Origin of the sequence: Aeromicrobium sp. PE09-221 (assembly GCF_002174305.1) — a bacterium.
Lineage (GTDB): Bacteria > Actinomycetota > Actinomycetes > Propionibacteriales > Nocardioidaceae > Aeromicrobium.
Genome location: NZ_MIJB01000002.1, coordinates 158,906 through 170,277 on the forward strand (window position 1 = coordinate 158,906; position 11,372 = coordinate 170,277).

At 67.8% G+C, this 11,372-nt stretch carries 12 protein-coding genes and 1 tRNA gene; 5 read left to right on the forward strand and 8 right to left on the reverse strand.

Going from position 1 to position 11,372, the window contains the following annotated elements; genetic code table 11:
• Positions 1-7: 7 nt before the first annotated feature.
• From BHE97_RS00935 to BHE97_RS00955, 5 genes are all read right to left on the reverse strand, one after another.
• Positions 8-1,072 carry a CoA ester lyase gene (locus BHE97_RS00935; RefSeq protein WP_087622134.1) on the reverse strand — a complete coding sequence of 355 codons (1,065 nt, stop codon included), beginning with the start codon at positions 1,070-1,072 and terminating at the stop codon, positions 8-10.
• Between the two features lie 82 nt (positions 1,073-1,154).
• Positions 1,155-2,720, reverse strand: a complete 1,566-nt coding sequence (locus BHE97_RS00940) for a DASS family sodium-coupled anion symporter (RefSeq protein WP_087622135.1) — start codon at positions 2,718-2,720, stop codon at positions 1,155-1,157.
• A 59-nt stretch (positions 2,721-2,779) separates the two neighbouring features.
• Positions 2,780-3,100: a DUF503 domain-containing protein gene (locus BHE97_RS00945; RefSeq protein WP_087622136.1), complete on the reverse strand. Its 321-nt coding sequence runs from the start codon at positions 3,098-3,100 to the stop codon at positions 2,780-2,782.
• A 106-nt stretch (positions 3,101-3,206) separates the two neighbouring features.
• Positions 3,207-4,061: an NAD-dependent epimerase/dehydratase family protein gene (locus tag BHE97_RS00950; protein WP_087622137.1), complete on the reverse strand. Its 855-nt coding sequence runs from the start codon at positions 4,059-4,061 to the stop codon at positions 3,207-3,209.
• A 28-nt stretch (positions 4,062-4,089) separates the two neighbouring features.
• On the reverse strand, positions 4,090-4,620 hold the full coding sequence (locus BHE97_RS00955) for a TetR/AcrR family transcriptional regulator (protein WP_087622138.1): 531 nt from the start codon (positions 4,618-4,620) through the stop codon (positions 4,090-4,092).
• Between the two features lie 60 nt (positions 4,621-4,680).
• On the opposite strand from BHE97_RS00955, the gene BHE97_RS00960 reads away from it, so the two are divergent.
• Positions 4,681-5,130, forward strand: a complete 450-nt coding sequence (locus BHE97_RS00960; protein ID WP_087622139.1) for a PaaI family thioesterase — start codon at positions 4,681-4,683, stop codon at positions 5,128-5,130.
• On the opposite strand, the gene BHE97_RS00965 is transcribed toward BHE97_RS00960, so the two are convergent.
• A complete protein-coding gene (locus BHE97_RS00965; RefSeq protein ID WP_087622140.1) occupies positions 5,127-6,236 on the reverse strand; it encodes an N-acetylmuramoyl-L-alanine amidase in 1,110 nt (369 codons plus the stop codon). The genes BHE97_RS00960 and BHE97_RS00965 overlap by 4 nt on opposite strands.
• A gap of 475 nt (positions 6,237-6,711) precedes the next feature.
• On the opposite strand from BHE97_RS00965, the gene BHE97_RS00975 reads away from it, so the two are divergent.
• Positions 6,712-6,918, forward strand: coding sequence for a DUF378 domain-containing protein (locus BHE97_RS00975; RefSeq protein WP_087622141.1), 207 nt, complete (start codon positions 6,712-6,714; stop codon positions 6,916-6,918).
• A 376-nt stretch (positions 6,919-7,294) separates the two neighbouring features.
• On the opposite strand, the gene BHE97_RS00980 is transcribed toward BHE97_RS00975, so the two are convergent.
• Both BHE97_RS00980 and BHE97_RS00985 read right to left on the reverse strand, forming a co-directional pair.
• Positions 7,295-7,367, reverse strand: a tRNA-Lys gene (locus BHE97_RS00980).
• A 58-nt stretch (positions 7,368-7,425) separates the two neighbouring features.
• Positions 7,426-8,292: an alpha/beta hydrolase gene (locus tag BHE97_RS00985; protein ID WP_236757465.1), complete on the reverse strand. Its 867-nt coding sequence runs from the start codon at positions 8,290-8,292 to the stop codon at positions 7,426-7,428.
• Between the two features lie 37 nt (positions 8,293-8,329).
• Between BHE97_RS00985 and BHE97_RS00990 the strand changes: the two genes are divergently transcribed.
• From BHE97_RS00990 to BHE97_RS01000, 3 genes are read left to right on the forward strand one after another with little or no spacing between them, the layout of a single operon-like run.
• Positions 8,330-10,057, forward strand: coding sequence for a glycerol-3-phosphate dehydrogenase/oxidase (locus BHE97_RS00990; protein WP_087622143.1), 1,728 nt, complete (start codon positions 8,330-8,332; stop codon positions 10,055-10,057).
• 23 nt (positions 10,058-10,080) lie between these two features.
• On the forward strand, positions 10,081-10,782 hold the full coding sequence (locus BHE97_RS00995) for a TIGR02206 family membrane protein (protein WP_087622144.1): 702 nt from the start codon (positions 10,081-10,083) through the stop codon (positions 10,780-10,782).
• A gap of 29 nt (positions 10,783-10,811) precedes the next feature.
• Entirely contained in the window at positions 10,812-11,348 is a 537-nt protein-coding gene (locus tag BHE97_RS01000) for a nucleosidase (protein WP_087622145.1), read from the forward strand.
• Positions 11,349-11,372 lie beyond the last annotated feature (24 nt).

Consider the following 11,372-nt stretch of genomic DNA (forward strand, 5'->3'; position numbering starts at 1 on the left):
GGTCTCCTCAGAGGTCGTAGGCCGCGGCCAGCTCGGGATCGCTGGCGGCCAGCTCGCGGGCGAGGTCCAGCATCACGATGCACTGTTTGCAGGAAGCGTCGTCCTCCATCTTGCCGTCGATCATGACGGCTCCGGAACCGTCGCCCATCGCCTCGACGACCCGCTTGGCGTGCGCGACATCCTCGGGGCTGGGGGAGAAGACCTTCTTGGCGATGTCGATCTGCACGGGGTGCAGGCTCCAGGCGCCGACGCAGCCGAGGAGGAAGGCGTTGCGGAACTGGTCCTCACAGGCCACGACGTCCTTGATGTCTCCGAAGGGACCGTAGAAGGGGAGGATGTCGTTCATCGCGCAGGCGTCGACCATGCGCGCGATGGTGTAGTGCCAGAGGTCCTGCTGGTAGGTGGTACGTCCTTCGGTGAGGTCCTCGCCCGTGGGGTCCTGGCGCACGAGATAGCCGGGGTGACCGCCCCCGACGCGGGTGGTCTTCATCCGGCGGCTGGCGGCAAGGTCGGCCGGGCCGAGGCTGATGCCCTGCATGCGCGGGCTGGCCGCGGCGATCTGTTCGACATTGGCGACGCCCTCGGCGGTCTCGAGGATCGCGTGCACGAGGATCGGGCGGTCCAGTCCGGCGCGCGCCTCCAGCTGGGCGAGCAACCGGTCGACGTAGTGGATGTCCTGCGGTCCCTCGACCTTGGGCACCATGATGACGTCGAGCTGGTGGCCGATCTCGGTGACGAGGGTGATGAGGTCGTCGAGCACCCAGGGGGAGTCGAGGCTGTTGACGCGGGTCCAGAGCTGGGTGTCGCCGCCATGCCCGAACAGGCCGGCATTGGCCTTCGCGATGTCGACGAGGCCCTGACGCGCCGCCTCCTTCTTCTCGGTCTTGACCGCGTCCTCGAGGTTGCCCAGGAGGATGTCGACCTTGGCCGCGATGTCCGGGACCTTGGCCGCCATCTTCTCGTTGCTCGGATCGAAGAAGTGGATCATCCGGCTGGGGCGGAACGGGACATCGGTGGCGGGCGCCGGGGCGCCGACGGCGAGAGGACGGAAGAACGCTCGGGGACTACGCACGTTGAACCCTTCTGGAGTCGTCTGATTACCGCTCAGTATGCCCAAGTGGCTCCGCGGGCGGAGCCGGTCCCCCTCGGGAGCATCACCCGATGCCGAGCAGGGAGGCCATCGCGGTGACTCCGGTGACGATGATGACGATCCCGACGAGGTCGAAGACGATGCCCGATCGCACCATCTTGGTGATCGGGACCATGCCGGTGCCGTAGACGATGGCATTCGGCGGCGTGGACACCGGCAGCATGAAGCCGAAGGAGGCACCGAAGATGGCGGCGAGCACCGGCACGGCAGGATTGACGTCGACGGCGAGTGCCAGTTGTGCGGCGATCGGCGCGACCACCACGACGCTCGCGGTGTTGCTGGTGGTCTCGCTGATGATGACGGCGATGACGGTGGCGAGGATCGTGATGCTCAGCAGCTGGCTCGCGCCGAGGAGGTCCGACAGCGAGGTGCCCATCGTTGCGGCCAGTCCCGTGGACGAGAGCAGCCCGCCGAGGGTGATGCCGCTGCCGAAGAGGATGATCGTGCCCCAGTCGATCTTGGTCGCGTCGTTCCAGGTCAGCGTGAACGAGCGCTCTGACCAGTTCGTGGGAAGCAGGAACAGCAGGGAGGCCGCCACGATGGCGACAGCGCCCTCGTCGAGCCGGCTCAGCGTGGCGTCGTAGAAGGAGGACTCGCCACCGGTCACGAGTCCCACGGCGCCGGGGAAGATCCAGAGGGTGACGGCGACGCCGAAGGCGATGAGGGTGTTGCGTCCTCCCGCACCCATCCGTCCGAGCTTGTCGCGCTCCTCCTTGATGTAGCCGTCGACTCCCTCGACCCGCTTCACCTCGGGACGGTTCAGGCGCACCAGCAGCAGGCACAGGACCGCGAACATCACGATGACCAGGGGGAAGGCGAGCACCATCCACTGGAAGAAGGGCACGATGATGTCGAGCTCCTCCTCCAGATATGCCCTGCCGATGAGGTTCGGTGGGCTGCCGACGGGGGTGAGGAGCCCGCCGATGCTGGCCCCATAGGCGACCATCAGCATGAGCGCGGTGGCGAAGTGGAGCCGCTGGGGGTCCACCTCCTCCTCGGCGTCGCGGCTGAGCGCCGAGGCGAGGAAGCCGACGATGCCGGCGGCGATCGGCATCATCATCGCCGCCGTGGCGGTGTTCGACACGAAGCCGCTCAGCAGGGCGGTGATGGCACCGAAGGCGATGATGATGCGGGTCGTCGAGCGGGCGACGCCGGGCAGGCTGAGGATGCCGAAGGCGAAGCGGCGGTCCAGGCCGTGCTTGCGCATCGCCTCGGCGATGATGAAGCCACCGATGAACACGAAGATCGTGCTGTTGCCGAAGGCGCCGAAGACCTCCTCCGCGCCTGCGATGTCCATCATGATGGTCGCGGCCATGGCGGCCATGGCGGTGACGGGGATCGGGATGGCCTCGCTGATCCAGTAGACGACGACCCAGGCCAGGAGGCCGGCGAGCCGCTGGGCGGGCTCGTCGAGGGGTGCGCACAGCAGATAGGTCACGATGCCGATGACCGGTCCGGCGAAGAGGCCGATCGTGCGACGGCCGCGCTCGAAGCGCTGCTCGGCCGGACTCAGGGTCTCCTTGACCTCGTCGAAGGTGCGGTAGGTCGCCGGACGGCGCGGTTCGGACATGGAATCCCCCTTGGATCGTGATGTATGTCACATCCTAAGGGGGAGTTGGCGGTGATCGGTCAACCGAAGGGCAGCTCGTCCTGTTCGTCGTCATCACTGGAGGAGAGGTGCCGGTGGGCCGAGAGCAGCTCGATCTCGGGCCGGTCGGCCATGAAACGCTCCACCGAGTCGAGGACCTCGATCACATGGTGACGATCGATCGAGACGAGACTGCCGCCGATCCCGGCGCGTCGATAGAGATCGACGCTGTCGGTCTCGGCGGCAGCCAGTGCGAAACGACGCTGCAGCTCGGCGACGATCGGCCGGACGATGCTGCGCTTCTCCTTCAGCGAATGGACATCGCCGAGGCGGATGTCGAACTCGATCCAGCCGATCCACATGCCCGGTAGTCTGCCATGTTCGTCAGGCCACCCAGCGCATCGTGTCAGGGACCGCGAGGGCGGCATGCGACTCGGCACTGGGCAGGGGATCTGCGAATCGTCTGCGTCAGCCGGCGCTGGTGAAGGTCGGGTCCTCGATGAGCGGCGGGTGCACGGGGCTCCATCCGAGAGCCTCGCGGGTCCGCGTGGAGTCGGCGATCTGGTCGAGCAGCAGCGCACCGGCGAAGTCGGCGCCCAGTCGGGCGCGGGAGGCGTCCGCGGTCTCGTGGGCGACCCTCTTGCCGAGCGCGGTGCCGAGCTCGCTCACGGTGGGGGAACCGTCATCGGTTCCGAGGTAGATCGCTCCCGCGGTGCCGTGCTGGAGGGCGAGCAGATACAGCTCGGCGAGATCGTCGACATGGACGGTGGTCCAGTGCTGTTCGCCTCCCGGGACGAGCAGAGCGCCGGAGTCGTCGCGGGGCCCGTTCGCGAGCAGGGCGGGGATCCCCTGGCCGTGGCCGTAGACGATGCCGGGACGGATCGCGATCCCCCGTGCGGCGTCATCAAGGAGCCGGTGCTCCAAGGGCACGCGCCAGCGGGTGAGGGCCGGAGGATCGTCGGGGGAGTCCTCGACGATGGCGGTGTTGTCGCCATAGGTCCAGATGCCGCCGGTGAGGATGAAGGGCTTATCCGTGCCGGCGAAGGCCTCTATGGCGGCATCGACGACCGCGGTGTTCATCGCGGGGTCGGTGCCGTCGCCCGCAGCTGCGGCATGGACGGCGGCATCGACACCGCGTAGAGACGCGACCAGCCAGTCCTCATCGCGGAGATCACCGAGCAGGCCGGTCGCGCCAGCCTCGGTGACGGCATGTTCCGATCTCTGCGATCGCACGACCGCGAGCACCTCGTGGCCGGCCTCGCGCAGGCGGCGCAGTACGGCCGCTCCGATGAAACCGGTTCCTCCGGTGAGCAAGACGCGCATGTCCGGTTAACGTGGTCAGGTCGTCGTGCTATTCCGGCACGATGAGCCGGCCCATGACGATCGCGACATCGCGCAGGGGAGTGACGCTACGCTCCACGCGGGCCTGCATGATCGCGCCCTCGAAGGCGCTCACGAGCACTCCCGCGAGCAGCTCGGGATCGGCGACGCCGTCGAGGCGCAGGGCGGAGGCCAGGTCCTCGCGCCAGGTGGCGAACACCTCCCGAGCGGCCCGTGTGCTGGCGGGACAATCCGGACCGGCCAACGCGGCCGCGGCGACCGGGCAGCCGATGTCGTAGTCGTGCTCGATCAGTGTGCGCTCCCACCACGCGAGGAGTGCATCGACGTGACCCCCCTGGGCGACCCGCCGGACATGCTCACCGGCCGCCTGAGTCGCGGCGGCGACGAGCTCGTCCTTGCCGTCGGGGAAGTGGTGATAGATCGATTGACGGGCGACTCCCGACTCCCGGAGCACGTCGGCGATGCCGGTGCCGTGGACCCCGTGTCGACGCAGCAGGTCGATCGTGCTGGTCAGCAGGCGCTGTCGAACCGGTGCGGCCATGATCCCTCCCCTAGACCGAACGGTCTATATTGGCCTCAGTCTATCCGAGAGGACCCCGTGATGACCACGACCGATCCCCGCGAGATGTCCGGTCTGGAGCTCCTGCGCTATGCCACGGCGTTGCCGGCGGCCGAGCGCGCACCGATCATCGGCGATCTGTTCAAGTTCTCGATCGACGAGATCGAGCACGGCCGGGTCGTGTTCTCCTTGCCGTCCGACCCGGCCTTCGCGAATCCGCTCGGCTCGCTGCACGGTGGAACCTGCGCCACGCTGCTGGACTCGGTGATGGGTTGCGCAGTGCACACGACGCTCGACGCCGGGGTGGGCTACGGGACGCTGGAGCTCAAGGTCAACTACATCCGCACCGTGCCCGTCGACGGCCGGAGACTGAGCGGTACCGGCACCACGATCCATGTGGGACGTCAGGTCGCGACGGCCGAGGGGAAGGTCGTGGACGCCGAGGGCCGTCTCGTTGCCCACGCGACCACGACCTGCATGATCTACCGCTAGAGCATGGCGTCGAGGTCGGCGCGCAGGCCGTTGCCGGCATCGAGCCAGTCCTGGCCGTACTGGCCGGGGCATGCGGTCGCGAGCCAGTTGCGGTGGCCGGAGACGCGGAACTCGGTCTGCCCGTTGAGGGCGAGTGTCTGCAGCGGGCGCAGGCCGTAGTCGTCGAGTCGCCAGGCGATGAGTCGGGTAGTGGCATCGCGCAGTGTGTCCCACTCGGTGTTCCAGATGTTCGAGCTCTCGAAATTGCCCATCATCGCGACGCCGGTGGTGTTGTCGTTGACCTCGCGTACGCCCGCGTGGGCGCCGCGGACGTGGTCATCGAGGCTGCCGGCGCGTCCCTCGAAGATCTGCCCGTACTTGTCGACCAGGAAGTTGTAACCGAGATCGCACCAGTCGTTGGTGACCATGTGCATCGTCTGATAGGAGCGGACGATGCCAGCGGACTCTTCCTTGGAGTAGGAATTGGCTCCCGCCGTGTGATGCAGGACAACGCCCTGCATCGAGCCGATGGTGGCATCGCAGGATTCCGCGGGCGCGGCGCCCCAGCCGCTGCGCGGAATGATGTCGGGTTGACCGGCCGCATACGACTGCGCGCCGGGTGGCTCGGATGACTCGCCCGGATCGACCGTAACGATCCTCAGTCCCTCGGGCGCGGCCTGCCCCGAGCCGAGGCGGATGGCGACGGCATCGGCGGCGTCGCTGGACCACATCGGCTCGGTCGAACGCGGCGCGTCCTCACCATCGGTCCGTTCGAGCGGCTGCCATTCGCCCCACCCGTCGCCGGTACGGAGGCGCAGTTCCAGCCCGGCCTCCGGATCGAACTCGCCCTCCCAGGTCACGGCTGCCATGTGGAAGGCGCTGAGCGCGGTCTGTTCGATCTCGGTGGGTTCGCCGGAGTAGGCCGTCAGGCCGGCTCCGAGGTCGGTCTGCTCGACGGAGACATCGTCGCCGAAGCGGGCATCGGTGAGCGGCTCCGCAGCGGGCGGGCCGGGGGCTGTGGGCTCGGCCGCTGCCGGCCCGGCGGCGACGAATGGTGCGGTCAGCGCCACGGCCGAGGCGGCGATGGCGAAGGTCGTGGGCGAGAGGCGAGATCGGGCAGGACGCATGTCTTGAGTCCACAATGTCCGCGTGCTCCTGTCCACGCGAGGATCGGTGTGACCCTGCGACACGCCTCGGCTCCCGGATCAAATTCGTGCCGTCCCGAGACGGGTTCGTCCGTCTACTCGATCGGTGCCGACGGCCCGTGCCGCGCATGGGCTCCCGAACACGCTGAACCAGCCGTTGCTCGATGCGATCCGCCACGCCTCGTCGGCCAGCAGTCGATGCCCGAACTCCGGTTCATCTCGGTGCGCGTCGGTGAGGGGATTCGCCAGCCACCGGTAGTAAGGCTGGCGGGAGAGCTTGAGCACCCGACACGACCGCTCGGCGGATCGCGTGGCGGACGACCGGTGACGCCCACGTGCGCAGGTCACTCATGCTTGCTGCCTCTCGTGTTGGTCGGCGCGGTTTTTCCTGTTCATCGTGCAGGGGGCGTCGAGTTGGGGTAGGAAGGGTGGAAAGTCGTATCTGGAGGAATCAGTCATGTTATGGATTCGTCGCATTGCAACCGTCCTCACGATCATCGGCGGCCTGAATTGGGGCCTCGTGGGCGCTTTCGAGTGGAATCTCGTCGATGAGCTTTTTGGCGAGGGAAGCGCGCTCTCGCGGACCGTATACGTGCTCGTCGGCATTTCCGCAGTCATCGCGATCTGGAATCTCTTCGTGGTGGATGAGCGCGAGCGCGCCTAGCTGCTCACGCGTCGGCGGGTAGCCGGTCGGCTCGTCACTCATCGGACTCCGCCTTTTCGGTGATAGGTCGTCCCGCGCCGGGCGGAAGTTGCACCAGAGGACCTTGGTGCGGTCGCCGGCGCCGTTGTAGGCCTGTCCTGTCCATCCGGTGATCTCATGGTCGTGCCGCCCGGTCGGGCGGAGCTGCCCGCCGCGCCCCTGCGAGAGCTTCACCCAGGTGCGTCGGGCGCGTTCCAGGTCGTCCACGTCATCGGGGATCGGTCAGGCTCGAGGTTCTGTGGGCGTTCGCGGAGCACCGCCACCAGACCATCAGGTCACGGTCGAGGTCATTGAAACGGGAACGGCCCCGGTCGATGGACCGGGGCCGGATGGAGAGTACACCCCCAGGGACTCGAACCCTGAACCCGCTGATTAAGAGTCAGCTGCTCTGCCAATTGAGCTAGGGGTGCAGTGCGCTGTGCGCGAGATAGAACACTACCGCATCGCGCCAACGCCATGCCAATCGGGTCAGCCCGTGTGATCGTCCAGCCACGCGAGGATGTCGCGGGTCACTTCGTCGCGATTGGTCTCGTTCAGGATCTCGTGTCGGGCACCGGGATAGAGGATGACGGTGACGTCCTGGAGACCTGCCTCGCGATAGCGGGAGCCGATCAGCTCGATGAGGTCACCGCCACCCGCGAGGGGGTCGTCGGAGCCCGATGCGATGAGCAGCGGCAGGTCCGGGCGGATGTGTCCGAGCACCTCGGGATCGGCCAGGTGTGATCCACCGGCGAAGAGCGCGGGCACCGTCGTCTCAGGCAGATCGAAGCCGCACAGCGGGTCCGCCACGTAGAGGTCGACCTCCGCCTCGTCACGGCTCAGCCACTCGTAGCCGGTGCGGTGCTCGAAGGCGGCATTGAAGACGCTGAGGTCACCCGCCGGAGCACCGGCCATCCCGGCAGCGATCACGTCGATCGCGGTCGACCCCGACAGGATGACCCCGTCGTACAGGTCCGAGCGTTCGACGAGAACGTGCTGGCCGGCGAAGGAGCCCATCGAATGGCCGAAGAGGAAGACCGGGAGCCCCGTGTACTCCGCACGGATGCCCTCACCGAGCTGGACGACATCGCGCCACAGCCCTTCGAAGCCCGCCTCGCCGAAGTCACCGGGCACATCGGCGATGGTGCGTCCGTGTCCGCGGTGATCGGAGCCGACCACATGGAAGCCGGCGGCGTTGAGCGCCTCGGCGAATCGCCCGTAGCGGGCCACGTGTTCGGCGAGTCCGTGGGAGATCTGCACCACACCGCGGGGCCGGTCGGCCCCCGTGGTCCACGTGGTGGTGGCGACCCGCAGGCCGTCCTGATCGGAGAGAAAGCTGGAGGTCAATGGGCTCACACCGACAAAGTAGCCGATTCCTGGTTCACTGGAGGGCATGCGATCGGTTGCCTTGTCCCCCCAGCAGCGACGTGATGCGATCCGCGCGATGGCGGAGGAACCGCTGGACGTGTTGGTGATCGGTGGAGGTGTCGTCGGCGGCGGTGCGGCCCTGGATGCCGCCACTCGCGGTCTGAGCGTGGGCCTGGTCGAGGCCCGCGACTTCGCCTCCGGCACCTCGAGCCGTTCCAGCAAGCTCATCCACGGCGGCCTGCGCTACTTGGAGATGCTCGACTTCCGCCTCGTCGCTGAGGCGCTCGCGGAGCGAGGACTGCTCATCGAGCGTCTCGCGCCGCATCTGGTCAAGCCCGTGCCCTTCATCTACCCGCTCACGCATCACGTGTGGGAGCGGGTGTACGCGGGGACCGGCGTCCTCATGTACGACTCGATGGCCGCGCTGTCGGGCCGCTCGCGGGGCGTGCCGCACCACACCCACCTGACCCGGCGCGGTGCCCGCAAGCGGATGCCCGCGCTGCGCAAGGACGCGCTCGTCGGTGCCCTCCACTACTACGACGGCCAGGTCGACGATGCCCGGCACACCATGTTCCTCTCCCGCACGGCCGCGGCTTACGGCGCGCACGTCGCCAGCCGGACCCGCGTAGTCGACCTCGTACGCGAGGGTGACCGGGTTGTGGGGGCTCACATCAAGGACCTGGAGAGTGGCGAGACGCACGAGGCGCGCGCCAAGCAGATCATCAACGCCACCGGTGTGTGGACCGACGAGACCCAGGGCATGGCGGGGGAGCGCGGCCAGTTCCACGTTCGGGCGAGCAAGGGCATCCACCTCGTGGTGCCTCGCGACCGCATCCGCGGCGAATCGGGGTTGATCCTGCGCACCGAGACCTCGGTGCTCTTCGTCATCCCGTGGGGACGGCACTGGATCATTGGCACCACCGATACCGACTGGGACCTCAGCAAGGACCATCCGGCCGCGAGCGCCAAGGACATCGACTACCTGCTCGAGCACGTCAACCGGGTCCTGGTCGAGCCGCTCACTCACGATGATGTCGAGGGCGTCTACGCGGGCCTGCGCCCACTGTTGGCCGGCGAGTCCGATGCTACGAGCAAGCTCTCGCGTGAGCATGCGGTGTCGACCGCCACCAAGGGTCTCGTCGTCATCGCGGGCGGCAAGTACACGACCTATCGCGTCATGGCGAAGGACGCCGTCGACGCCGCGGTCGATGCGATGGCGGTGCAATTGGATCGCAAGGTGCCCGCCAGCTGCACCGAGGACGTGCCGCTGCTCGGGGCGGACGGCTATGAGGCGATGTGGAACCAGCGCACGGCGCTTGCCGCTCGACACGGTATCGGCGTCGGACGTATCGAGCACTTGTTGAACCGCTACGGGTCGCTGACTTTGGAGGTCCTCGACCTGATCGCCGAGCGGCCCGATCTCGGCCAGGCGTTGACCGGCGGCGACGACTATCTGCGGGCCGAGGTCGTCTACGGGGTCACCCATGAGGGCGCCCGGCACCTGGACGACATCATCGCGCGTCGTACTCGGTTGTCGATCGAGACCTTCGACCGCGGCACAGGGGTCGCGGAAGAGGTCGCCGAGCTCATGGGCGAGGAGCTCGGCTGGAGCGCCGAGCAGCGAGAGCGCGAGGTCGACCACTACGTCAAGCGGGTCGAGGCCGAGCGCGAGAGTCAGACGATGCCCGATGACGAGACGGCCGATGCCGCGCGCAAGGGCGCACCCGACGTCGTTCCGGTCGTCGAGCGCTGACCGCTGACACGCTGGCTCGTCCGATGGGAGCCGAGGCCCACCGCTTCGAGCCCTTCGGCGTGGAGCATCAGATCGCCTTAGCACTCTTCCTGATCGGCGCGCTGTCCGTCGTCTGGTGCGGTCGGCAATGGCGCGGACGGCCAGTCGAGGACGTGGTCAGCCGCGCAGCAGCGGTGACGATTCTCCTGCTGGGAGTCCCTCTCCAGTTGCTGCAGTTCACCCCCGCCGAGTGGGACCTGCAGACCTCGCTGCCGCTCCATCTGTGCGACAGCGGTTGGGTGGTCGCCGTCGTGGCTCTCTGGACGCGGCACCGGACGTGGGCCGCTATCACCTTCTTGTGGGGGATCGTGCTCACCACGCAGGCGATGATCACGCCGGACCTGGCGGCGCCTTTCCCTGAGCCCCGGTTCCTCATGTTCTGGCTCATGCATTGGCTCGTCGTCTGGGCCGGGCTCTTCCTGGTGCTTGGTCTCGGCATCCGGCCGCGCTGGCGTGACTATGCGATCACGGTGGCCGCGACGATCGTCTGGGCTGTGGTCACGGCCGGTGCCAATGCGGTACTCGGCACGAACTACGGCTATCTCAATGCCAAGCCGTCGGGAGGCTCGCTGCTGGACCTCCTGGGCCCCTGGCCGTTCTACGTGCTGGCCGAAGCCGTCATCATCGCCGGCGTGTGGGCGCTCATGGTCTGGCCTTTCGAGCGCTCCCGGCGAGCGAGGACATGACGCCGTCAGCGACCGGCTAACGTGTCGGGGTGACGACTCTCGTGGTGGCCGCTCTCGCGTCCGAGGCGGCCCATGTTCCCCCAGGAATCCCGCTCGCCATCACCGGCATCGGCAAGGTCGAGGCGGCCTCGGCCACCGCGCAGGCGATCGCTCAGCATCGCCCGAGCTGCATCGTCAATATCGGCACCGCCGGGGCACTGCACACCGGACTGAGCGGCATCCACCTGCCCTCGCTGGCGATCAACCACGATCTCGATGCGCCGTCCATCCGTGCTCTCGGCGCCGAGGCGGTCGACGAGATCGCGATCGAGGACGGCGACGGCACGGTGCTGGCCACCGGTGACCGCTTCGTCTCCGATGCGGTCCTTCGCGATGTGCTCGCCCAGAGAGCGTCGCTGGTGGACATGGAGGGATTCGCCGTGGCGCGCACCGCGGCGGTGATGGGAGTCCCGGTCCGGCTCGTCAAGGTCATCAGCGATACCGCCGACGAGAGTGCCCTGGAGTGGCCGCAGGTCGTCGAACGCTGTGCCCGGCAGCTCGGCGAATGGTTGCGCACGAACCTCTGAGACGGCATCGGAAGCTGAGTCCGC